We start from the raw sequence: 21,693 nt of genomic DNA on the forward strand, positions 1-21,693 counted from the left end.
GCGTCAGTGATGCCCGGGCAACACGCTCGGATCCCCCGAGCGGTAGATGTACTCGACGGCGATGCCGGTCAGCGGCGAGTCGGCGTCGGTGGCGTAGGCTTTCGCGAGGTCGAGATACTGCTCGGTGACGTCGACGACGCGGTTGTACGCCGCCCGGTCGTCCGGCGCGAGGACGTACTCGGCGGTCACCGGCGTCAACTGCCCCTCGGCGCGGTCGTCGGCGTAGTCGTCCACGTCGTCGAGCCACACCTGCGCGCCGATGATCGCCAGCACGATGGCCTTCGCGAAGTCGTCGTCGACGTCGATGCCGGCCAGCCGGTAGAGGTCCAGCATGCCGTCGTAGATGACGCCGACGCGGGCGTACTGGGTCTTGCTGTAGGGGAGGTCCTTCTCGGCGTCGGTGAGCGTCGCCGGTTCCTCCTCGTAGTCGGCGAACTTGTACTCCTCGCGGATGGCCTCGCGTGCGTCCTCGTCGCCGTCTTCGGCCGCTTCCAGCAGTGCCCGGAAGTGCTCGTCCCGGTCCTGATGGGCCTCGGAGTAGTCGACGGCCCACTGGTAGGCGTCGGCGACGATGGACGGCATCTCGTCTAAGAGCCCGTCGAGGTGGGACTGGAGTGCCGCCTGTGCCGTCTCGGCGACCCGTCGGGGGTCGACGTCCGCGTCCGTCTCGAAGTCCTCGAACTCGTCGTCGTTGATGGCATCACGCATGTCGCCGTCGACGAGCGCCTCGATAGAGAGCCGGGTCATCTGCTCGGCCCGGACGACCATCTCGCGGGGCGAGAGGTCCGGCGTGTCGCCGCTCAGCGCCGCGCTCTCGACGGGCGGAACGCCGGTCGCTATCTCCTCGGTGACGGGGTCGCCGTCGGCTTCCCGTCTTGCCTCGCGGTAGACGTAGCCAAGCGTCAACTGTGCGGGCAGGATGAGTTTGGTGTCGTACGTAAAGGACACCGGCTGACCGAACTCCGCTTCGAGCGCGGTCTCGACGCGGTCGTAGACGTCGGCCATCATCCGCTCGGTTCGGTCGTCGATTTCGGACTTGAGTGCGAGGCTAGCGTAGTCGAACACGCCCGAGTCGGCGTAGTACCCCAGCACCGACCGGACGGCGGTCGGTAACCTCGGCCTATCGGCGAGTACGCCAGCACCTGTCTTGAGAACCATGTATCGTCTCCCGCGTCTGGCAACTGGTGTGGTTGGTGGCTCCTTTACCCTTTCGAGAGGCAGCGCTTGCTTCGGGTCGGCAGTGGATAAAGCAAGACTGATTACGCACACGAGTAACCCACAATCATGCGCGACCGCTTTGACGTGGTGATAGCCGGGGCCGGGCCCGCTGGCGGGCAGTGTGCCCGCGACCTGGCCGAGCGGAACTACGACGTGCTGGTACTCGAGACCGAGCAGGAATCGGAGTTCCCGCGTCAGAGCAACAAGTCCACCGCCGGAACCTTCCCCTCCGCGATGACCTCTTTTGCCATCCCGGACGAGGTGGTCATGCAGTACACGGACGAGGTGGTCCTCGAGTCCCCGAACGACCACTACGTCCGCACCCAGACCGGGGCCGTCCTGGAGTTCGCCGACTTCAAACGCTTCCTCGTGCGCGACAGCCGCGAGAAGGGGGCGACGTATCGCTTCGACTCGCGGGTGTCGGCCCCCATCATGGAGGACGGCGAAGTCGTCGGCGTCCGCTACGACGGCGACGAGGAGGTCTACGCCGACATCGTCATCGACGCGACCGGACCGGCGGCGCCGCTTGCGAAGAAACTCGGCGTCTGTGACCTCAAGCGCGACCATCAGGCCATCGGCATCGAGTACGAGTTCGAGAACGTGGACCTGAACCACGACGGCTACGCCGACCTGCGGGACGCGATGATGCTCCGACTGGACCACGACCTCGCGCCCGGCGGCTACTCGTGGATCTTTCACACCGGCGAGGACACCGCCAAGGTCGGCCTCTGTTACATCCAGAACGCGTCTCACCACGAGTACGCCAAAGACGGGATGGGTATCGACGACTATCTCGACTACTGGCTCGATACGGACCCGCGATTCGAGGACGCCGAGAAGATCGAGGGCACGCAGGCCCACCGCGGGTCCGCCCACATCCAGCCGCCGAAGTCGCTCAGCACGGACAACTTCATGGCTATCGGTGACACCGTCCCGACTATCGACCCGCTGTGGGGCGAAGGCATCCACAAGGGCATGAAGTCCGCCCGGGCCGCCGCTGCGACCGTCGACGCGGCGCTGACACCCGAGACGCCGGACACCTCCGCCGAGTCGCTGTCGGTCTACGACCAACTGTGGCACAGTCAGGTCGCCCCGAAGCACTCCTCGCGCCTGATGATGACCGAACTGCTGTATCTCGCGCCGAACGAGCGATACGACCAGTTGATGGCCGACCTCCGGCGGACCGACGACGATACGCTCACGCAGATAAACAACGGCGACCGTCGGGCCATCGCGAAGCTCACGCACCTCTCTGACGTCCCGCTGTTGGCCAGATACGCCCGCCGGCGCCTGACGAACTGATGGCAGGCGAACCCGGTGCGGCAACTTTTTCTCCGGCCGGTCGAACCCTCTGACAATGAGCGACAGCGCGCTCGGTGTCGTCGGAGACGAGGCCGTCGCCGACCGCCTCCGCGACGTCGGCGTCTCCGTCGTGACGGGGTCGCCGGCGGACCCGCCGAGTACCGACCGGGTCGTCGCCGTCGGCCAGACGGCCGTGAGTGGGGTCGGGACGAGCGGCCACGACCCGCTGTTGCTCCCCGTCGCCGCCGGGCGCGGCGTCAGATCGGTGACGCGGGACGCCGTTCTCGCGGCTGTCCGATCCATGGACGACGCCCACGTAGAGCGACATCCCGTCGTGTCGGTCACGACCGCCGGCGACACGGTCGGGAAGGCGGTGTGGGACGTGACTGCCGTCACCGCAGACGCCGCCCGGATCTCCGAGTACGCAGTAGCGACGCCGACGGATTCAGTCGGCCAGTTCCGCGCTGACGGCGTCACTATCGCGACGCCCGCCGGGTCGCCGGAGTACGCCCGCCGGGTCGGCGGTCCGGTGCTGGGGCCGGAGGGAGCGGTCGGCGTCACTGCGCCAATCGCGCCATTCGCGACGAACCCCGACCACTGGGTACTCCCGCTGGACGACCTCACCGTCTCTGTCGAACGCGACGAGGCGACCGTTGCGCTGTACGTCGACGGTGTCGACGAGGGCACCGTCGCCTGCGGACAGACGATCTCCATCTCGCGGACCGGGACGATGCGGGTCGCCGTCGTCACCGAGAGCCGGTCCCGCTTCGCCTGATTCCTGCTGAGATTGGAAAGACACTAATGGCCCTCGGACAGAGGATTGCGTATGCAGCCATCCGTCACCCTCTTCGGGCCACTGGACACCATCATGGGGACCACCGGTCCCGGTGGCGTGCTCCTCGTCGAGTACGTCCTCCTCGCGCTGGTGGTCGCCAACTTCGGGACGCGTATGCTGGCACACAGACGCTACACCGCTCAGTACGACGACGGTGGGGCCGAGGCCATCAGTCGGCATCCGGTCCACGTCGTGAGCAACGTTCTGTTGGTCGTCACGTCGTTCTACTACCTGACTCTCGCTCACCACGGCGGGATGGTCCTGTCGGTGCTCGTCCTCGGCATGGTCATTACCGACTTCTTCGAGTTCGAGTCCCGCAAGGTCGAAGCGCGCCGTGACCTCACCCTCGAACGACCGAAGGGCGCACTGGTCGCCGCGATGGTGGTCTTCCTCTATGCCGGTTACCAGAGCCTCTTCTGGGTCATCAAGGGCCCCTGGTCCGCCATCGTCTGACGGGCCGACGGCGTTCTCCGCGCTCTCCTCGCTCGCCAGCGGTCGCTCTACGTATCGACGGTACCGACGCTTCCGGACGACTCGCCACAGCAGCCGACTGTAGCCGCCGCTACTCGACGTGTCGACAACGGGGAGAAGTATCGCCTCAGGCCGACCGCTCGCTGAAGTAGTTGCGGGCCTCCTCGAACAGCGGGATGAGGACCCAGAAGGTGAGACAGCCGAGGACGGCGAACCAGAAGAACACGTCCATCATGGCGATGGCCATGTTGTCGAACACCGTCCGCGTCTCCGCCGGGGGCAGTTCGCCGATGAGTTGTGCGCCCTCAAAACTCGGTGTTCGGTACCAGCCCGCGATGGTCATCCAACCGAGTCCGCCGACCATCAGCGCGGCGAACCCTTTGATGAACTCGTCAGCCATTATCGGACAGTTCGTCAGCGTCGTCTTTAGACTTTCCCATCTCTTCGGTGCGAAAGCGCGTCGAGAAGGCATAGACCACGGTGCCCAAGAGGATGAGGCCGATGCCGGCGATAGCCACCGGGACGTCTATCTCCGAGGCCGGTGCCGACGCTCGGTTGGTCGCGACGTCGACCAGGATGAACCCACCGACGACGCTGAAAACCGCGATGAGCGTCGAGAACACCGTGACGGTCTTGTAGACGCGAAGCGGGACCACGACCTCTCGGGACCGCCCGGCGTCCTCCGTGGCCTCGGCCTCTGTCGTCGGCACGCCCGACTGGTCCTCGGTCATCACGATAGCTAGGGACGCGAGGTACTTTACTGCGGCGAGACGGGGCAAGTCGGTCGGCGATGGAGACGGCGACCGCTCTCGAAGCGCAGTCACGTCGGGACGAAGGCGGGAGAAAACGGCGACGAGTTACTTCGGCGGTCGGAGCCGGTAGTACCGGCGGTTGAGGTCGAACATGTAGCCCTCGCGCATCGTCTTCAGCACCGCGTAGGTGATGGTGGCGCTGACGATGGGGACGAGGAACGTCAGGTCGAACAGCAGGTGCGAGTCCATCGGGATGAGGTTCTTGATGGACAGCGCGGCGATGGTCAGACTGAAGATGACGCCGGACATCCCGACGGCGGCCCAGAAGGGCTGCTCGACCGGTCGTCGCGCCGACCCCTTGTTGATGAAGGGCACGATGGCGACGAAGCCGACGACGACCACGTTGGCCAGTACGCCGTACGTTCGGTCGGCCATCAGCTTCTGTCCGCCCAGTATCGAGAGGTCGGGGTTCAGCGGCCCGAGTTTGAGCAGGCCAAAGGACCAGTAGAGGTACCAGTCCGGCAGGATGATGGCCGGCGTCACGGCGGAGTTCGCCGGGTTCGGCATCTCTGGCGGGAGCGTCGCCGCGAGAAACAGGATCATCCCGACGAAGAAGCTCGTCAGAGCGAGGTTCCGAATCATCTCGTGGGGCCACGCCGGGAACGCGAGGACGTCGCGTTCGACGTAGTCGGACTGCTGGCGCAGGTCCTGATCCTCACGACGGGACCGCTCGAAGTACTCGTAGGTAAGTCGCGAGAGGCCCTGTGACCGCTGTTTGCGCTCGGACCACGTCGGCGTCTCGTCGTCAGGCGCGACGATACCGCCGCCCGAGCCGTCTGTGCGAACCTCGTCGTCTGTGTCGTTGGTGCTCATTGTATCAGTGTGGTTCCGCGATGCCCTGCATCCAGACGATGCCGATGTGGACGGCGATCAGTGCCGTCGTGATGAACGGGAGGAAGAACACGTGCAGGATGTACATCCGCTGTAGCGTGGCCTGCGAGAGGGTGAACCCCCCGAACATCAGCTGTGCGACCCACTCGCCGATGAGCGGGATGGACAGTGACATCTCGACGCCGATCTGGCCGGCCCAGAACGATAGCTGGCTCCACGGGAGCAGGTAGCCCGTGTACCCGAACACCAGCGTCAGCGAGATGAGGATGATGCCGATGAGCCAGTTGAGCTCACGGGGCTCCTTGTACGCGCCCGTGAAGTAGACGCGCAGCATGTGGAGGAACACCGCCGCGACCATGACCTGTGCGGCCCAGCGGTGGACCGAGCGCAGGAAGTACCCGAGGTTCAACTGGCCCATGATGAGCATCACCGAGTCATACGCGACGGTCGGCGACCCGTCGGCGGCCGCTGCGGCCGGGGCGTAGTAGAACCCGAGCAACGCGCCGGAGATGGCAGCCACAATGTACGCGATGGTGGAGAACGACCCGAGCGCGTACAGTGGGTACCAGTACCAGAACTTGTTGTCGAGGTTGTACTGCTCAGTGTGGCTCTTTGGCATCTGCATGTTGACCTTGTAGTACAGGTCCTCGAGAATCTCGAGGTAGTCAACGACGCGCAGGCGCTTATCGAGCCAGATGAGCGTGGTCAGGTATATCGATTCGAGTGGCGACAGCTCGCGCGATTCCATCCAGCCTTTGTGGTCGTGTTCGTCTTTGCGTTCTAAGCTCATGGGTTAGCCCTCCTGTGGCGGGCGTGGGAGCGCCACGAACTGTTTCTGGACCGGGCTGAACGGGTTGTACACCGACTGGTGGCACTGGCAGTAGATTCGGTCCTCGGCGCCGAAGTTCACGCTCCCTTCCTGTGTCTTGAAGCCGGGGACACAGCAGAAGTGCGTACACTTGTTGAGCCAGGCGATGAACCCGTCCTGTGTGGCCTCCGAGATGAAGCTCTGGACGCTGCTCGGGAGGTCACCGTACTTGCCCTCGCCGTTTGCCATCTTCTCGACTTCGACGGACCGGATCAGCTGTACCGGGACGCCGCCGCCCTCGCCGTCGCGCCAGTTGGCGCTCGCCGGTTTCCCGAGGCCGGACTTCCCGATGCCGTTGCCCCACTCCTGATAGTCCTCGAACATGTCGACGGTGAGCGGCGCGCCCTGTTCGATTTCGCCCTGCCAGGTGAACGACCCGGGACTGTTGAGGAAGGTGTTGTTTCGCTCGGCCTGCGGGTAGATACCCGAAGAACTCTGGATACCACAGTACTGGAACCAAGCCGAGGAGTAGTCGATGCCGCTACCGCCGAAGTCCCGAGCGATGGCGACGCCGGCTTCGGAGTCGAACTCGGGCCAGATGCCCTTCAGTTCGCCGCCGTCTATCTGGATGGGGATGATGGGCATCCCGCGCGGTGCCGGCCCGTCGGTGTTCTCCACACCGACGAACGTCGTCGTCCCGCCACCTTCGCCGGCGGCGTCCGTCGTCGCGTCGACGGCGGCGGCCCCACCGACACCGACGCTGGTGAGGGCCGCGCTGCCGACGACGCCCTTCACGAAACGACGCCGACCCGTCTCGGCTGGATACTTGTCTTCGTCTAGTGGCATATTACTTCTTGTAGTAGGGGTAGACTGCGCGTTTGATTGTCTCGACTAGCTGCTCTTCGTCTGCGAGCGTCTCGCCCTCGACGTCTTCCTGTCGGATGTAGAGGTCTTCCCACTTGCGACGGCGCTTCTTGACGATCATCACGTCCGGGAGGAACTCCTTGCGGTACAGAAGCATGATGAACGCCAGGTCCAGGAAGATTGCGGTCAGGACGCCACCGAGGAACATGTTGGCCTCGATGAGGCGAACGGTCAGCGACGTCCCGATACCGGACGCCCAGCCAATGAGCATCCCGTAGGTGAACAGCCCGACGAGTACGATCTGGATGACCGTCAGGAGGACGATGCCGACCGCCGCTGCGGTACTCTCGCGTGGCGGTTCGTACCGATGGATGTCGCCGTAGGTGGAGCCTTCGGATGCCATCAGTTGTTCCCTCCGCTGGTGTGTGGCGATTCACCGTACTTCAACTGGAAGAAGGTGAATATGAGCGGGATGATGACCGCCAGCCCGGCGCCGAAGCCGACGTAGTGGGGCTGAATCGGCACCCCTGCCTCGTGGGGGTTGACCTCCTTGGGTCCGCCGCCACCGATGGTCTGTGTGGGGTAGTCCTCCCCGACGACGATAGCGCCCTTCATCTGCAGCCCTTCGTGGGGGGCGCAGTAGTACGGGTAGATACCGTCGTTCTCGAACGTGTGTTCGTAGTTGACGCCGGCGGACGCGACTGTCGATCCGGAATCCAGCGGGCCGTCACCGTCGGACTTGACGTTGTGGCCGCCGCCCTCGCCGGTCCACTCGAACTGGACGGTCGCGCCGTTGTCGACGTGAATCGCGGGCGGGCCGAACCCGTAGGCCCCGCCGTTCGCGTTGACACCGACCTCGACGGTGGCAGTGTCCTGTCCAGTCGCGTCGACAGTGCTCGTGGGGCCGGAGAAGTTCCCGACCTGATCGAGATAGCCGCCGTAGTCCGGTGCTGTCTGGCCGCCGTCACCGCCGCCCTCTTCCTGGGCAGCGGCTGTGCCGGCGGCACCGAGGGTGGCCGCAGCGCCTGCGGCACCCCCTGCAGTCCGGACGAACTCCCGCCTGTTCATGTACGTCCCGAAGTCAGGACTGTGTTTGTATAAACCCACCGGATACCGCCCGCAGGCACCGTCACGCCGCGGCTTCGTCCGTCTCGTCGTTCTCCGAGTTCTCCCCTCCGTTCTTGGGGGCTAGCTCGGGAACGAAGTCGGGTCGCTCCCCGTCTTCGAGGCCGACCGCTCTGAGTCGGTCGCGGTACTCCTCGGCCCGAAACTTATCGGAGAGCCGAGCGTTCGCGACGGTGAAAAAGAGGACCAACGCGATGCCGACGAACGCCAGGCCGGCGACGAACAGAGCGACGATGTTTGCCCCCGGGCCGCCGACGACGCCCGCGATGGCGAGGACGCCACCGGCGAGGAGGCCGAGGCCGGCAAGCAGCTGGGCGCCGGCGATGACCTGCAACATCCGGTTGCCGAGTTCGCCGCCGCCCTCCGGGACGGCTTCGGGTTCGGGGAGCGGGTTGTCGGGGACCGACTCGGGCACGTCGTAGGAGTCCATCGAGCAGAGCGCGACGGTCGGCTTGACGTCCCGCAACACCGTCCCCTCGCCCTCGACGCTTCCGTCCGGATAGACGATGGCGTACCCTTCGTCGGAGTACGCGAGCACTCGCGGCGGGGTCTGGTGGCGCTCGATGCGCGCGAACACGTCGCGGGTCGAGACGCGGTTCCGGAGGTCCCGGGTCACTCGGTCGAGTAGTTCGTCGCCGGTTATCCACGAGTCCTCGTCGAAGGCGACGTCCCACTCCTCGGCGGTCATCTCGGCCATGTCGGCCGGGCCGAAGTCGTCGAAGTCGTACTTCTCCTCGACCTGTTTGCGGAGCGCCTCGGTGTCCACCTCGTCCATCTCCGCACGCTCGCTCGCCGCCCGAGCGGGCCGTGACCGGTCGGCGTCGCTGTCCGCGTCAGCGTCCGCCTCGGGCGACGTCGAGTCGGAGTCTGCCATTGGCGAGGATAGGGTTTCCTCCGACTTACGCCTTCTGACCTTCCGTATCCGGCACGTTTTAGCGCGCCCTGTCCTAACCCGGGATATGGTGTCGGACGGCGTCGTAGCTTCAGTCGCGCTCGTGTCGGTGACGCTGAGTTTCCCCTGTTTCGTCTACGGCGCGTACTACATCATCGAGACGGAACCGGTCACGTGGGACGTCCTGTTGCACCACCTGAAGTTCGTCGTCACCGGACTCGTCCTGACGACGGTACCGATGCTGGTCTGGATGGCGCCACGGTTGCCCGAGCAACTGGGGGGACTGTCGGCGGTCCACGCCTACCTCGGCCTGCAGGCGTACGCGCTCCTCCTATTCGGCGGGACCGGTATCGTCCGCATCTTCCGGGCCAAACGGGAACACGACCTGTACAACGACTACGACGAGGACCTGTTGCTGGACGAAATCGGCGGCGACCAGATGAGCCACTGGCGCTCACGCCTCCGGATCGGCGTGTTCGGGTACGTCATCTTCTGGATGCTGGCGTACGTCGTCGGCGTCTCCCGGTACGTCCTGCGTTACGTCGTGTGAGATGGAGCGCTCGCCACCTCTTTTTGACGCCGCCGACCGCCGACACCGCGACGCTGTCGCAGGTCCTCGCTGGCACGGTGGCACTGTACACGCTCGTCAAAGATGTCGTCTCCATCGCTGGCGACCCGTAGTGTTTCTGTACGAATCGTTCCCACAGCCCCAGATTCGCCGGCCGGACTCGTAGAAACGACGGTAGGTTGACAACAACGTCAGCCGAACTGTTAGGTGACGGCCCATGTACGACCGAATCCTCTTTCCGACGGACGGGAGCCCGGGTGCTAAAGCGGCGATGAACCAGACTATCGACCTCGCGTCGCTGTGCGGGGCGACGGTCCACGTGCTCTACGTGGCCGACAGCGAGAACGAAGTCTCGCACATGGTGATGCGCGACGACGACACCGGCTTCTCCGGGATGGTCAAACCCGACGAGATCGAGCGCGAGTCGGGGATGACCGAGACGGGAAGCGGCAGGATGGACGAGCTAGAGGCGGCAGGGACGAAACTCGTCGCTGCGGCGGCCGACGTGTTCGCGGACCACGACGTCGAGACGGTCACGTCGGTCCGTCGCGGAAACCCGTATCGGGCTATCATCGACTACGCCGAGGACGCCGACGTCGATCTCGTCGTGATGCCGACCCACGGCCGACGCGGTATCGACCGGTTCCTGCTGGGGAGCGTCACCGAGAAAGTCGTCCGGAGCGCCGACGTCCCGGTCCTGACTGTCCGTCTGCAAGAGGGGTCGGAAGACTCCTAATCCCCGGCCCAGAGAGCGCTAGTTCCACGCCTCGCCAGAGGCGAGGTCGACGTCGCTGTCGCCCTTCTCCGAGGGGCAGATGTCGGCCAGCACGCACTCACCACACTCGGCAGACCGAGCGCCACACACCGCTCGCCCGTGGTCGATGAGCAGGTGGGTGAACTGCTGCCACTCCGACTCGGGCACCACGTCGAGTAAGTCCTGCTCGATGGCTTCGGGCCGCTCTTTTTCGGTCAATCCGAGACGGCGCGAAAGCCGCTGGACGTGCGTGTCGACCACGATGCCCTCGACGACGTCGTGGCCGTGTTGCAAGACGACGTTGGCCGTCTTGCGGCCGACGCCCGGCAGGTCGGTCAGCGCCGACATCTCGTCGGGTACCTCGCCGTCGTGTTCGGCGACGATTTTCTCACCGATGCCCTTGAGGTAGCCACCCTTGTTGTTGTGGAACGTGATGCCGTAGATGTCGTCGGCCAGTTCGTCCTCGCTTGCCGCGGCGTAGTCCTCCGGGGTCCGGTACTTCTCGAAGAGGTCTTTCGTGACCTCGTTCACTCGCTCGTCGGTACACTGTGCCGAGAGGACGACGGCGACGAGCAGTTCCAACCGGTTCGAGTAGTTCAGCGAGATGGTCGAGTCAGGGTACTCCCCGTGGAGTCGCTCGACGACTGCCTCGGCCTGTGCCTCGCGACTCGCCAGCGGTGTTCCCATGGTACCACGACGGGACGGCCCACTCTTTGGGCTATCGTTCGCGGCAGGCCGGTGTGGGGCTCCGTGTCACCGCAGCGAAACGTTGTTGCCCGATACCACCGATGTGGGGCGTATGCCCGGCCCAGCCTTCCTCCACGGCGAGGACGTGACGCTGCACGTCGTCGAAGACGCCGACGTCGACTTCCTCTGTGCGACTATCAACGACCCAGCGGTCCGCGCGGGACTCGCCTTCGCCCGCCCGAAGACCGCACAGGCAGAGCGCGAGTGGGTCGACTCCGTCGCCGACCCCGACGCCGACGACGTGCACCTCCTGATCTGTGCCGACGGCGACCCGGTCGGTACCGTGGGTCTGGACGGCGTCGACGAACGGGCCGGCATCGGCGAACTCGGGTACTACGTCGCTGCCGACGCGTGGGGAAACGGCTACGCCACCGACGCGGCACGGACCCTCGTCGACTACGCTTTCGCCGAACTGCGTCTGCACCGGATACAGGCGAAAGCCTTCGCCGGTAACGCGGCCTCGAAGCGGGTCCTCGAAAAGGTCGGGTTCGAGCGAGAGGGCGTGCTTCGGGACCACTGGTACCGCGATGGCACCCACGAGGACGTCCACGTCTACGGCCTCCTCGAACCGGAGTGGCGGGACTAGAGCGACGCGACGGCGTCCTGCACCGGACCGATGTCCGGCGGCGCGTCCGACGGCCGCTCCGGGTCGTCGGCCCACGCGAACCGGACTCGACAGGTCGCGTCGACGAGGAACGCCGATTGTCGCGTGCTGCCGTCGGGTCGCTGGACGCCGAACTGGGCGTCGACGCCCGAGTGGTCCACCAGCAACGGGAACGGGAGGTCGAGGTCCGCGGCGAACGCCCGATGGTCGTCCAGCGTGCCGGGCGCGACGCCGAAGACGGCGATAGCGTCGGTCAGCGCCCCCCAGTCGGTGTCACGGAGGGCTTCGAGATAGGTGGTACAGGCCGGCGCGAAGTCCTCGGTGTAGAACGCGACGACCACGGGGACCTGCTCGCTCGCGGCGGAGAGACGGTACGAACCGACCCCGGCACCGGCAGTGCCGTCGAGGTCGAAGTCCGGTGCCGGGTCACCTGCGTCGAGCATACCGGCCGGACGCACGGCGGCGAAAAAAGCCTACGGGCGGGTGGCGCTCGGTCCGCCGACAGCGGTCGCTCGTCGGCGTCACGATAACGGAGGACAATCAGGGTCGGTAGTCGGGCCGCACGGTTCTCAGTCGGCCATCGTCTCGGCGCCTTTCGCCGTGTCGGCCTCCTCGACCGGGGTCGCTAGCTTGTAGGCCGCGTACAGGCCCAGCACGACCAGTCCGGCGAGGACGAGGCCAGTCCGAAGCGTGGGATCGACCATCGGCGTCGCCACGATTTCGCCCGCGTCGTTCGTCACTGGGGCCGCCCCGTAGGGCGGGCCGGCGAGTATCTCCACGATGCCCAATCCGACGATGCCCAGCAGCATCAGTCCGCCGCTCAGTGCCATTGCCGCCTTGTCGATTATGTCAGTCATGGTTTTGTCACCTCGTTAGCCGAGTATGTACCGGAGTTTGGGGTGGCGCTCTACGAACGCCAGTTTCTCGACGATGGCGTCGAGGCCGTAGTACCGGCCGGCGCCGACGACCATCATCGTGGCGAACAGCAGCAGGCCCATCAGGTCGCCGTTGACGAGGCCGTGCCCGAAGCCCGCGTTGCCGACCCAGAACAGGACCATGAAGATGACCCCGCCGAAGGCCGCCAGTCGGGTCAGGGCGCCGACCATCAGGGCCAGCCCGATGAGCGTCTCGAACAGCGGGACGCCCGGCGCGATGAGCCACGCGAGGTTGTTGCCCATCCAGACCGGGATGGGGCCCAGCGCGGTGCCGGTCATCTGCTGCATGTAGGCCGGCCCGTAGCTGAAGGCCAGACCGTCCTCGATGAGTTTGGTCACGCCGGCGTGGAAGAACCACCATCCGGTGACCACTCGCAGGAACGCCAGCCAGTACGCCGTCAACGGCCCGTCCAGTGCGAGTTCGAACTCGTCGGCCAGGGGGTTGGTTGCTTGATAGGACATCGTTACCTCACATATAGACGTCCGCATGCTATACTGATATAATCAGAAGTGCGTTCCCACCGACTGAAAACGGTTCTGAGCGGCTGAGAATGGTGAATTGCGGATGGTCGGTGACACGGCCCCGTTCGGTTACGGGTTTTTATGTCGAACGTGGGTGGGACCGCTCGACACCCCACCGTGAGGTTCAACACACCGACTCGACTACCCTCCATCGAGATGGTACTGGAGTTGGAGGGTGCGTACACGACGGCGCGTGTGATGGTCGAGGACGAGTCGCTGGTCGAGGCCGGCTGTCGCGACCAGATCCAGCGTCTCGTCGATCACCCGGCGTTCACCGAACCGGTTCGCGTGATGCCCGACACCCACTGGGGTGCCGGTGCGCCCATCGGCTTTACGATGCCGCTGGGTGACCGCATCGTCCCCAACATCGTCGGCGTCGACGTGGGGTGTGGGATGGCGGCGACGAACATCGGCCCGGACCTACCGCTGTCTGACGCCGAGCGAGAGCGCCGCGTCCGCGAGGGTGTCCCGATGGGACGAGACGTCCACGACTACGACGACGCCCCGCACCTCGTCGACGAATTCCCGTTCGAGCGAGCCAACCGCGTGTTCGAGCAGTTCGACGACGCCTTCGCCGAGCGGTTCGGCGAGCGCGTCGATCCCATCGAGTTCGACTTCGACGGCTACGACGGCGAGTACTTCGAGTCGCTGTGTGACCGCGTCCTCGCGGATCAGCGACAGGGGATGGGGCACGTCATCCAGAGCGCCGGGACGCTGGGCGGCGGGAATCACTTCGTGGAGTTCGCACGCGCACGCGAGAGCGGTGACTACTGGGTGGTCGTCCACAGTGGCTCGCGCTATCTGGGGAAGTCCGTCGCCGAGTACTGGCAGTCGAAAGCCACGGACCGCCGCGCCATCGGCGCTATCCGCGAGCGGATTCCCGACCAGTACGCCGAGTTCCTGAAGTTCGACCCCCAGACGGTGAGCGACCCGGACCTCTACGAGTGGGTCACGGGCGGGAAGGGCGAGTCCCACATCCGAAAGGACCGACTCCGACGGGAACTCGACGGAAGCGACATCGAAGACGCCTTCGACGCACTGGGGTCGCTCGGCCCGCACGTGGGTGGGGACGACGAGGGCCGCGACAGTGACCTCGATTGGTTGGAGGGGCGGGAGGCCCACGGCTACTACGTCGACATGCTGTTCGCCCAGCAGTACGCCCGCTGGAACCGCGAGTTGATGAGCGACGCCATCTGTGAGTCGCTGGGCGTCGACCCGGTCGACCGGTTCCAGAGCATTCACAACTACGTCGACTTCCGCGACCTGACCATCCGGAAGGGTGCGACCCCGGCCCGCGAGGGCCAGCGACTCGTCGTCCCGTTCAACATGGCCGAGGGGTCCGTCCTCGCCCGGGGGAAGGGCAACGACGCGTACCACCAGACGGCCCCGCACGGCGCGGGGCGGGTGATGAGTCGGAGCGAGGCCCACGACGTGGTCGATATGGACGACTTCGCCGACGCGATGGCCGACGTCTACTCCGAGTCCGTCGTCGAGAGCGTCCGCGACGAGGCACCGATGGCTTACAAGGACGCCCGGCGGATCGTCGACGCCCTCGAACCGACCGCGGCGGTCGTGGAGTGGTTAGACGCCGTCCACAATCTGAAAGCAACGTCCTGACAGTCCTGTTAGCCAGCCGAAAACTACTATGCTGTCTCGACTCGTGCACTCGTATATGACCATCCTCGTGGCCGTCGCCAACGACGCGGTGTCCGAGGAGGTCCTCGACACCGCCGTCAAACTCGGTGAGGCGTTCGATGCGGAACTGTACGTCGTCCACCTGCTGGACGACCACCTCGCCGACGCGGAGGCCAAACGAGTCCGCGATATGCTCAGAGACCGTCTCGCAGACGAGACAGTGGTCGCGACGGTGGCGCTGGAACACGTCGGCCGGTCGAACGCTCGTGAGGGGACCCGTATCGGACAGGAACTGCTGGAAGTCGCGGCAGACGTCGACATCACCCACATCGTCATGGGCCACGAACCGAAGGGGCTCAGGGGGCGACTCGCGTCCGGCGACGCCGCCTTCTCGGTCGTCGACGCGGCGTCGGTGCCGGTCACTATCGTCCCGAATACGGGCGCGTGACTCACGCACCCGCCGACGAGATACGGGACCTACTCTGACGTCGCTCGTCGCTCTCGCATCGACTCTGAGAGTTTATCGAGACCGAGTGTCGCCAGAAAGAACGCGACGCCGAGATACAGGAGCGTCTGCGGTTCTGCGGCGAACCGACTGAGGAGGCTGTTCCCGTACCCGATGAGTGTCGTGAGAAAGCCCAGTAGCGACGTCGTCCAGCCGAGTCCGGTGACCCCCGCGAGTTGGTCGAGGGTGTCCGCGTTCGGCAGTGGCAGGTTCGGCAGGTCCATGCTGTGGTAGGTTACGCCTTCCGTCATAGGCGTTCCTCTTGTGGGAACTTACCGGAAACCGGCAGCAGGCAAGCCGATAGTATCCGACCGCAACTGGGGCCCACTAGAGGCCCAACTCGCGACCGAGGACCAGTCGCTGAATCTCGCTGGTCCCTTCGCCGATCTCCATCAGTTTGGCGTCGCGGTAGAACCGCTGTGGTGCGAAGTCGGTGGTGTAGCCGTACCCGCCCAGCACTTGCACGGCGTCCTCGGCGACTTCCCGACAGATTTCGCTCGCGTCGAGTTTCGCGACCGACGAGATGCGCGTCGTGTCCTCGCCCTCGTCGTACATCGTCGCGGCCTTCTGGGTCAGCAGTCGCGCGCGCTCTATCTTGCGGTCCATCTCGACTATCTTGTCCCGCACGGCGTCGAACTTCGAGATGGGCTGGCCGAACTGCTCGCGTTCGGTGGCGTAGGACTTCGCGGCCTCGAACGCGCCCTGTGCCAGCCCCACCGAGAGCGCGGCGATGGAGATGCGGCCCCCGTTGAGCGTCTCGAGCGTCTGGTCCCAGCCGTCGCCTGCCTCGCCGAGCAGACGGTCCGCGGGAAGCCGGCAGTCGTCGAACAGCAGTTCGCAGGTGGGCGAGGCGTTCAGCCCCATCTTCTCCCACTCCGTCGTGACCTCCCAGCCGTCGTCCTCGGGGCCGACGACGAACGTCGAGATGCCGTCGTAGCCGGCGCCGGGGTCCGTGACGGCCTTCACGAGGACGGACCCGGCGACAGAGGCGTTGGTGATGAACTGTTTGGTCCCGTTTAGCACCCACTCGTCGCCGTCTCTCTCGGCCGTCGTGTCCATGTCGCTGGCGTCGCTGCCGCTCCCGGGTTCGGTCAGCGCCCACGAACCGAGGTGGTCGCCGGTCGCCAGCGGTTCGAGCCAGCGCTCCTTCTGGGCGTCGGTGCCGAACAGTTCGATGGGCTTCGACCCCAGCGAGACGTGGGCGGCGTAGGAGAGGCCGATAGAGCCGGAGACTCGGCCCAGTTCCTCACAGACCAGCGCGTACATCAACTGATCGCCGCCGAGTCCGCCCCACTCCTCGGAGATGGGGACGCCCATCACGTCTAACTGGGCGAGTTCGTCGAACACCTCGGCGGGGAATCGGTGTTCGTCCTCGATGTCCTGTGCGATGGGCGCTATCTCCTCGTCACAGAACTCCCGGACCGAGTCTCGAATCATCCGATGTTCCGCTGGGAGGGTGAAGTCCATGCCACCGGGTACGTATCCTGCCATCAAATACCATGGGGGGCACAAACCCTATCTGCCCGCCCCGCTTCCGTCCTGACGATGGCGTTTCGACGACTCCTCCGGGGTACGGTCCCGTGGGACCAACTGGAGGGCGTCGCCCGTGCGGTGCTGGAGCGGTACGACGAACCGTCGGGTCGCGTGGTGTTTCTGGACGCCGACAACTGGCTCTCGACGCCCTTCGTCGTCTCCGACCGCTGGTTCGTGAAGGTCATCACCGAGCAGAACTCGCTGGTCCACGCGCTCCTGACGACCGGCCGGAACCTCGGTGCGTTCTCCTCTGGCACCGAGGGCTTCTTCGAGCACTTCGGGACGCCGGCCCAGATGGCCGACCACGAACTCGACGCGACCGAGCGGATGCGCGAACTGGGTGTGAACGCCCCCGAACCCATCGAAGCCTTCGAGTACGAGGGGATGGGCGTCCTCGTCTTCGAGTACCTGCGGGACTTCCAGACGCTCGACGAGTCGTCGACCGAGACTATCGACCGCCACGCGGAGACGGTGTTCGACTACCTCCACCGGATGCACGAGGCCGGCCTCGCTCACGGCGACTTCCGGTGTGAGAACGTCCTCGTCGCCGACGGCGCGGTGTACTTCATCGACGCGACCAGCGTCCGCGAGGACGCTATCGACGACGCGAGAGCGTACGACCTCGCCTGCGCGCTGGGTGCGCTGGAACCGCTGATCGGCGCTCGCCGGGTCGTCCACGCGGCGGCACAATACTACTCGGCCGACGAACTGCTCGGCGCCGAGGAGTTCCTCGACTTCGTGAACCTCCGCCCGGACCACGACTTCGACGCGGCCGCCATCCGCGGCGCCGTCGAACAGCGGGCTAACTGACCTGCTTTTGGGACCGGGCCGTGACGCCGATGCCCGCGAGTATGACGACACCGCCGACGAGCGTCCACGGACCGGGTATCTCGGCGAGCACTAACAGCGCCAGCAGCGCGCTTCCGACGGGTTCGCCCAGCAGCGAGACGCTCACGAGACTCGACTCGACGTGACCTAGCGCCCAGTTCAACACGGTGTGACCGAACAGACCCGGCCCGACGGCCATCAGGAAGAACAGGAGCCACTCACGGGGCGGGTACGCAAAGACCGGGTGGCCGCTGCCGACGACGAAGACGAGCAAGCAGACGGCGGCGACGGCGTAGACGACAGTGACGTACGGGAGCAAGGGGAACCGCTGGCGGAGCGACCGCCCTGCGAGCACGTAGGCGGCGGCCATCACCCCGCCGACGAGTGCCAGCGCGTTCCCGTACAGCGGGTTCGCGCCGACGCCACCGCCGCCGAGCAGTTCGCCGAGCGACATCACGACGATGCCGGCGACGGCCAGCAGGATACCGGCCGTCGTCCCCCGCGTGACGCGTTCGTCGAGCAGCGCCCACGCCCCGAGTGCCACGAACAGCGGTTGTGACTGGACGAGCGTCACGGAGGCGGCCACGCTCGTCCACGCGAGGCTCTCGAACCACGTCGCGAAGTGGACCGCGAGCGCCACGCCAGTCGCCGCGGCGGCGACCACGTCACGCGGCGCAAGCCGTCCGAACGCGCCGGGGTCGTGTACCACCGCCAGCGGCGCGACTATGAGCGTCGTGATGACGACCCGGTGGAGCGCCGCGACGCTGGCGGGGGCGTCGCTCGCTCGGACCAGAATCGCGCTGGTACTGACCGCGAGGACGGCGACGACGAGGGCGATTCGGGGGTCTATCTCCGGGTCGCTCACTCGGCGTCGTCCGGGGTGTCGAAGTCGTGGAAGTGCTCGCCCTCCTCCTTCGAGAGGATGTCCAGTGCGGCGGCGCCGCCGTCTCCCGCCGAGATGATGGCCTGCCACTCCTGGTCGCGGACCATCGCGCCAGTGGCGTAGGCGCCGTCGACGCTCGTCTCCATCGAGACGGTCACGTCTACCACGTCGCCGTCGAACGTACAGCCCAGTTCTTCCGCCAGCGACCGGTCGGTGCCCGTCGCGAGGACGAGATACGCCGCCTCTGTCTCGCCGTCCTCGGTGGTGGCGACGAATCCGCCGTCGGACTGCTCGACGCCCGTCACCTCGCCGTCGCGTCGGTCGACGCCGAACCCTTCGACCTGTTCGCGGGCGTCTTCGAGGAACGCCTCGCCGTCCTTCGACTCGATACCGAGGTAGTTGAACAGGTGCGCACTGTGAAGCCACGTCTCGTCGGTGTCGTAGACCACCGTGTCGAGACCGTTCTTGGCAGTGAACAGTGCGGCGCTCAGGCCGGCGGGGCCGCCGCCGACGACCAGTACGTCCGTCATGTGTGTCAGTGAGTCACAGCGGTGGATAAATGTACGCCCGCCGGTGGTCGGTACGCGACCGTGCCGGAGCGACGCTACAAACGCCGCTTGACCCATCTGAAGGCTTATTCCCCGATTCGTCCAGCATACAGACATGAACCGACGACGATACCTCGCCGGCATCGGCGGCGGGCTCGCGGCGCTGGTCGGTGCCACGGCAGTCGCGGACGCGACCAGAGCGGACATCGCCGCGGACGGGGCCCTCCACCGGCCTAGCGGCGCCCCGGTCGAGACGACGAAGACTGTCGACGCCGACGCAGTCACGTACCTCCCCGACCGTGACGCCGTTCGCGAGGACGGCGGGACCGAACCCTTCGGTGAATGGGTCCGCTGGACGGCGTTCGAACACGCCGCCGAGAGAGTCGTTCCGACCGTCGAGGACCGACTCGACGAACCTGACGCCGGTCTCGGTCGGGGGATACGCAGCCTCGTGTTCGGACTCGTCGTCACCGTCGACTACGGTACCACGCGGAATCGTGACGGTGAGGTCGTGAGCGAACCGACCGTTCCACTCGACCGGGTGCTGTCGGTCGCCCCCCGAACGGTGACCGTGACCGTCGAACTCGACGGCCGGTCGGCGGTTCGTGGGGTCCCGGTCGCCGTCGAGGAGACGGCGACGCAGTATCTGGACGGTTAGGCTTCGAGCAACGCCCGAGTCTCCCGGTGTCGGTACCGGAACATCGGTTCCATCCCGAGAAAGCCCAGCGGCCCCGCGACGCGTCCGAGCGGTCCGCCGGGGAGTTCGTACTCCACCCGGTCGTGGACGATGGTCGCGTCGTCGCCGTCGGCCCGGAACCGGTGGGTGTGCTCCCACTCGGGGAACGGTCCCTCGGTCATCACGTCGCGGAACATCGCTTCGTCCTCGCCCTCGTCGCGGGCGACGATTTCGGAGACCCAGCGCTGGCGCGGCGCGACGCCGAACGGCTTGACCGAGGAGACGACGACCGACCCCGGTTCCAGTACCTCGGGGTCTGGTTCCCCGTCCGGCCCGCGCGTCTCCTCGACCCTGAGGTGCATCCAGTCCGGAGTGAGGGCCACGAGGCCGTCGGCCGTCGAGTGAAACTCCCAGACTTCCGACAGCGGCGCCGACACGCGGACCTCTCGCTCGAAGACGGGCATACCGGGGCTTGGGGCGACACGGGGAAAACTGCGGCGGTGCCAGACACTGCGTCGAGAGGCGGCCGATCAGGGCCAGATGCCGCCTTCCTCGGCCGCGTCGACGACCCGCTCGATGGCGACGACGTACATCGCCGTTCGGAAGTTCGGCGCGTCGGTGCGCTCGTAGGTATCGACGAGGTCGCGAAACGCCGTCGTGATGATCCGCTCCAGTTCGTCGTTGACGCGACTCTCGTCCCAGTAGAACCGCTGGCGGTTCTGGACCCACTCGAAGTACGACACCGTCACGCCGCCAGCGTTGGCGAGGATGTCGGGGAAGACGACCACGTCACGCTCCGAGAGGACGTCGTCGGCCCGGGGCGTCAGCGGGCCGTTGGCTGCTTCGACGATTATGTCGGCCTGTACGTCGGTGGCGACCGTCTCGTCGATTGCGTTCTCCAGTGCCGCCGGAATCAGCAGGTCGACGTCCATCGTCAGGAGGGCTTCGTTGCTCAGTTCCTCGGTCGCCCCCTCGAACCCGGCGAGGGACCCGGTTTCGGTCTTGTGGGCTTTCGCTGCGCGGGCGTCGAACCCGTCGGGATTGTAGACGGCCCCAGAGGAGTCAGAGACGGCGACGACGTTCGCACCCAGATCGTCGATGAGTTTCGCGGCGACGGACCCGGCGTTGCCGTACCCTTGCACGGCGACGGTGGCGTTTTCGACGTCCTTGCCGAGGTACTCGAACGCCTCGCGGGTCGTCAGCATCACCGAGCGACCCGTGGCCTCGACCCGGCCAGCGCTCCCGCCGGACTCGGGCGCCTTCCCGGTGATGACGCCGGGTTCGGTCGTGTTCTCTAACGTCTCGTAGGTGTCCTTTATCCAGTTCATCTCCCGCTGGCCGGTGTTGACGTCGGGCGCGGGGATGTCCTTGTTCTCGCCGATGATGGGCCGGAGTTCCTTCGCGAACGACCGCGTGATGCGTTCGACTTCGCTGTCGGAGTACTCGCGCGGATCGAACTTGATGCCGCCTTTCCCGCCGCCGTAGGGGATGTTGACGGCGGCGCACTTGTACACCATCCACCCGGAGAGGGCTTTCACTTCGTCGCGGGACACCTGCGGGTGATACCGAATCCCGCCTTTGTACGGGCCGCGGTCGCCGTTGAACTGCGAGCGGAAGGCCCTGAACACCTCGACCGAACCGTCGTCCATCTCGACGGAGAGGCTCGTTTCGAGGACGCGTTCGGGGTGTTTCAGGCGTTCGAGAACGTCCGTGGAGTACTCGAGGTAGGCGGCGGCGTCGTCGATCTGCTCTTGTAAGCTCTCGAACGGGTTCACCTCGTCAGACATACGTACTCCG

General features: G+C 66.0%; 30 protein-coding genes. 11 read left to right on the forward strand and 19 right to left on the reverse strand.

Annotation, left to right across the window (positions count from 1 at the left end; translation table 11 throughout):
• Nucleotides 1-3: 3 nt before the first annotated feature.
• On the reverse strand, nucleotides 4-1,158 hold the full coding sequence (locus IEY28_RS01965; RefSeq protein WP_188994045.1) for a hypothetical protein: 1,155 nt from the start codon (nucleotides 1,156-1,158) through the stop codon (nucleotides 4-6).
• Between the two features lie 126 nt (nucleotides 1,159-1,284).
• Here IEY28_RS01965 and IEY28_RS01970 point away from each other — a divergent pair, with 126 nt between their 5' ends.
• From IEY28_RS01970 to IEY28_RS01980, 3 genes are read left to right on the forward strand one after another with little or no spacing between them, the layout of a single operon-like run.
• Entirely contained in the window at nucleotides 1,285-2,520 is a 1,236-nt protein-coding gene (locus IEY28_RS01970; protein ID WP_188994047.1) for a digeranylgeranylglycerophospholipid reductase, read from the forward strand.
• A 55-nt stretch (nucleotides 2,521-2,575) separates the two neighbouring features.
• Nucleotides 2,576-3,295, forward strand: coding sequence for a diacylglycerol kinase catalytic domain-containing protein (locus tag IEY28_RS01975; protein WP_188994049.1), 720 nt, complete (start codon nucleotides 2,576-2,578; stop codon nucleotides 3,293-3,295).
• A 51-nt stretch (nucleotides 3,296-3,346) separates the two neighbouring features.
• Nucleotides 3,347-3,808: a DUF7313 family protein gene (locus IEY28_RS01980; protein WP_188994052.1), complete on the forward strand. Its 462-nt coding sequence runs from the start codon at nucleotides 3,347-3,349 to the stop codon at nucleotides 3,806-3,808.
• 145 nt (nucleotides 3,809-3,953) lie between these two features.
• Here the strand turns inward: IEY28_RS01980 and IEY28_RS01985 are convergent, their stop codons facing one another.
• From IEY28_RS01985 to IEY28_RS02020, 8 genes are all read right to left on the reverse strand, one after another.
• Nucleotides 3,954-4,226 (reverse strand): DUF7314 family protein, encoded by a 273-nt coding sequence (locus IEY28_RS01985; RefSeq protein ID WP_188994054.1) that lies wholly within the window; start codon nucleotides 4,224-4,226, stop codon nucleotides 3,954-3,956.
• Entirely contained in the window at nucleotides 4,219-4,557 is a 339-nt protein-coding gene (locus tag IEY28_RS01990) for a DUF7315 family membrane protein (protein ID WP_229783065.1), read from the reverse strand. The genes IEY28_RS01985 and IEY28_RS01990 overlap by 8 nt, the downstream gene beginning before the upstream one ends.
• Before the next feature lie 126 nt (nucleotides 4,558-4,683).
• Nucleotides 4,684-5,451 (reverse strand): cytochrome b family protein, encoded by a 768-nt coding sequence (locus IEY28_RS01995; RefSeq protein ID WP_188994056.1) that lies wholly within the window; start codon nucleotides 5,449-5,451, stop codon nucleotides 4,684-4,686.
• Nucleotides 5,452-5,455: 4 nt separating this feature from the next.
• A complete protein-coding gene (locus tag IEY28_RS02000; RefSeq protein ID WP_188994058.1) occupies nucleotides 5,456-6,259 on the reverse strand; it encodes a cytochrome b in 804 nt (267 codons plus the stop codon).
• 3 nt (nucleotides 6,260-6,262) lie between these two features.
• Nucleotides 6,263-7,123, reverse strand: coding sequence for a ubiquinol-cytochrome c reductase iron-sulfur subunit (locus tag IEY28_RS02005; protein WP_188994060.1), 861 nt, complete (start codon nucleotides 7,121-7,123; stop codon nucleotides 6,263-6,265).
• Nucleotide 7,124: 1 nt separating this feature from the next.
• Nucleotides 7,125-7,544 (reverse strand): DUF7318 family protein, encoded by a 420-nt coding sequence (locus tag IEY28_RS02010; RefSeq protein ID WP_188994062.1) that lies wholly within the window; start codon nucleotides 7,542-7,544, stop codon nucleotides 7,125-7,127.
• A complete protein-coding gene (locus tag IEY28_RS02015; RefSeq protein WP_188994064.1) occupies nucleotides 7,544-8,209 on the reverse strand; it encodes a halocyanin domain-containing protein in 666 nt (221 codons plus the stop codon). Before IEY28_RS02015 ends, IEY28_RS02010 begins: the two co-directional genes overlap by 1 nt.
• A gap of 61 nt (nucleotides 8,210-8,270) precedes the next feature.
• On the reverse strand, nucleotides 8,271-9,140 hold the full coding sequence (locus IEY28_RS02020) for a DUF7319 domain-containing protein (protein WP_188994066.1): 870 nt from the start codon (nucleotides 9,138-9,140) through the stop codon (nucleotides 8,271-8,273).
• Between the two features lie 85 nt (nucleotides 9,141-9,225).
• On the opposite strand from IEY28_RS02020, the gene IEY28_RS02025 reads away from it, so the two are divergent.
• The 3 genes from IEY28_RS02025 to IEY28_RS02030 all read left to right on the forward strand — a co-directional run bounded on the left by IEY28_RS02025 (nucleotide 9,226) and on the right by IEY28_RS02030 (nucleotide 10,462).
• Nucleotides 9,226-9,708: a DUF7321 family protein gene (locus IEY28_RS02025; protein WP_188994068.1), complete on the forward strand. Its 483-nt coding sequence runs from the start codon at nucleotides 9,226-9,228 to the stop codon at nucleotides 9,706-9,708.
• The gene (locus IEY28_RS20730; RefSeq protein WP_268239414.1) at nucleotides 9,705-9,839 is read left to right on the forward strand and encodes a hypothetical protein; all 135 of its coding nucleotides are present in this window, start codon (nucleotides 9,705-9,707) and stop codon (nucleotides 9,837-9,839) included. The genes IEY28_RS02025 and IEY28_RS20730 overlap by 4 nt, the downstream gene beginning before the upstream one ends.
• A 104-nt stretch (nucleotides 9,840-9,943) precedes the next feature.
• Complete coding sequence (locus IEY28_RS02030) at nucleotides 9,944-10,462, forward strand: universal stress protein (protein ID WP_188994070.1); 519 nt, start codon at nucleotides 9,944-9,946, stop codon at nucleotides 10,460-10,462.
• A gap of 18 nt (nucleotides 10,463-10,480) precedes the next feature.
• Here IEY28_RS02030 and nth read toward each other — a convergent pair whose 3' ends face one another.
• Nucleotides 10,481-11,167, reverse strand: a complete 687-nt coding sequence (nth, locus tag IEY28_RS02035; RefSeq protein WP_188994072.1) for an endonuclease III — start codon at nucleotides 11,165-11,167, stop codon at nucleotides 10,481-10,483.
• A 112-nt stretch (nucleotides 11,168-11,279) separates the two neighbouring features.
• Here nth and IEY28_RS02040 point away from each other — a divergent pair, with 112 nt between their 5' ends.
• Nucleotides 11,280-11,813: a GNAT family N-acetyltransferase gene (locus tag IEY28_RS02040; RefSeq protein WP_188994074.1), complete on the forward strand. Its 534-nt coding sequence runs from the start codon at nucleotides 11,280-11,282 to the stop codon at nucleotides 11,811-11,813.
• Here IEY28_RS02040 and IEY28_RS02045 read toward each other — a convergent pair.
• The 3 genes from IEY28_RS02045 to IEY28_RS02055 all read right to left on the reverse strand — a co-directional run bounded on the left by IEY28_RS02045 (nucleotide 11,810) and on the right by IEY28_RS02055 (nucleotide 13,228).
• Entirely contained in the window at nucleotides 11,810-12,274 is a 465-nt protein-coding gene (locus tag IEY28_RS02045) for a redoxin domain-containing protein (protein WP_188994077.1), read from the reverse strand. The genes IEY28_RS02040 and IEY28_RS02045 overlap by 4 nt on opposite strands.
• Nucleotides 12,275-12,400: 126 nt before the next feature.
• Entirely contained in the window at nucleotides 12,401-12,688 is a 288-nt protein-coding gene (locus tag IEY28_RS02050) for a hypothetical protein (RefSeq protein ID WP_188994079.1), read from the reverse strand.
• 15 nt (nucleotides 12,689-12,703) lie between these two features.
• On the reverse strand, nucleotides 12,704-13,228 hold the full coding sequence (locus IEY28_RS02055; RefSeq protein ID WP_188994081.1) for a DoxX family protein: 525 nt from the start codon (nucleotides 13,226-13,228) through the stop codon (nucleotides 12,704-12,706).
• A gap of 216 nt (nucleotides 13,229-13,444) precedes the next feature.
• Between IEY28_RS02055 and IEY28_RS02060 the strand changes: the two genes are divergently transcribed.
• Nucleotides 13,445-14,905, forward strand: a complete 1,461-nt coding sequence (locus IEY28_RS02060) for an RtcB family protein (RefSeq protein ID WP_188994083.1) — start codon at nucleotides 13,445-13,447, stop codon at nucleotides 14,903-14,905.
• 55 nt (nucleotides 14,906-14,960) lie between these two features.
• Nucleotides 14,961-15,371 carry a universal stress protein gene (locus tag IEY28_RS02065; RefSeq protein ID WP_188994085.1) on the forward strand — a complete coding sequence of 137 codons (411 nt, stop codon included), beginning with the start codon at nucleotides 14,961-14,963 and terminating at the stop codon, nucleotides 15,369-15,371.
• 29 nt (nucleotides 15,372-15,400) lie between these two features.
• Here the strand turns inward: IEY28_RS02065 and IEY28_RS02070 are convergent, their stop codons facing one another.
• Nucleotides 15,401-15,679 (reverse strand): hypothetical protein, encoded by a 279-nt coding sequence (locus IEY28_RS02070; protein WP_220639368.1) that lies wholly within the window; start codon nucleotides 15,677-15,679, stop codon nucleotides 15,401-15,403.
• 76 nt (nucleotides 15,680-15,755) lie between these two features.
• Nucleotides 15,756-16,895, reverse strand: a complete 1,140-nt coding sequence (locus IEY28_RS02075) for an acyl-CoA dehydrogenase family protein (protein ID WP_188994087.1) — start codon at nucleotides 16,893-16,895, stop codon at nucleotides 15,756-15,758.
• Nucleotides 16,896-16,973: 78 nt separating this feature from the next.
• Here IEY28_RS02075 and IEY28_RS02080 point away from each other — a divergent pair, with 78 nt between their 5' ends.
• On the forward strand, nucleotides 16,974-17,771 hold the full coding sequence (locus IEY28_RS02080; RefSeq protein ID WP_188994090.1) for an RIO1 family regulatory kinase/ATPase domain-containing protein: 798 nt from the start codon (nucleotides 16,974-16,976) through the stop codon (nucleotides 17,769-17,771).
• On the opposite strand, the gene IEY28_RS02085 is transcribed toward IEY28_RS02080, so the two are convergent.
• Together IEY28_RS02085 and IEY28_RS02090 are read right to left on the reverse strand one after the other, a co-directional pair.
• On the reverse strand, nucleotides 17,764-18,654 hold the full coding sequence (locus IEY28_RS02085) for a DMT family transporter (RefSeq protein ID WP_188994092.1): 891 nt from the start codon (nucleotides 18,652-18,654) through the stop codon (nucleotides 17,764-17,766). The two genes, IEY28_RS02080 and IEY28_RS02085, sit on opposite strands and share 8 nt — an antisense overlap.
• On the reverse strand, nucleotides 18,651-19,202 hold the full coding sequence (locus IEY28_RS02090) for an NAD(P)/FAD-dependent oxidoreductase (RefSeq protein ID WP_188994094.1): 552 nt from the start codon (nucleotides 19,200-19,202) through the stop codon (nucleotides 18,651-18,653). The genes IEY28_RS02085 and IEY28_RS02090 overlap by 4 nt, the downstream gene beginning before the upstream one ends.
• Before the next feature lie 133 nt (nucleotides 19,203-19,335).
• Between IEY28_RS02090 and IEY28_RS02095 the strand changes: the two genes are divergently transcribed.
• Nucleotides 19,336-19,878 carry a hypothetical protein gene (locus IEY28_RS02095; protein WP_188994096.1) on the forward strand — a complete coding sequence of 181 codons (543 nt, stop codon included), beginning with the start codon at nucleotides 19,336-19,338 and terminating at the stop codon, nucleotides 19,876-19,878.
• On the opposite strand, the gene IEY28_RS02100 is transcribed toward IEY28_RS02095, so the two are convergent.
• On the reverse strand, nucleotides 19,875-20,360 hold the full coding sequence (locus tag IEY28_RS02100; protein WP_188994098.1) for an SRPBCC family protein: 486 nt from the start codon (nucleotides 20,358-20,360) through the stop codon (nucleotides 19,875-19,877). The two genes, IEY28_RS02095 and IEY28_RS02100, sit on opposite strands and share 4 nt — an antisense overlap.
• Before the next feature lie 66 nt (nucleotides 20,361-20,426).
• Nucleotides 20,427-21,683 carry a Glu/Leu/Phe/Val family dehydrogenase gene (locus IEY28_RS02105; protein ID WP_188994100.1) on the reverse strand — a complete coding sequence of 419 codons (1,257 nt, stop codon included), beginning with the start codon at nucleotides 21,681-21,683 and terminating at the stop codon, nucleotides 20,427-20,429.
• Nucleotides 21,684-21,693: the final 10 nt, after the last annotated feature.

This window comes from Haloarcula pellucida (genome assembly GCF_014647235.1).
In the GTDB taxonomy this organism is placed as follows: Archaea; Halobacteriota; Halobacteria; order Halobacteriales; family Haloarculaceae; genus Haloarcula; species Haloarcula pellucida.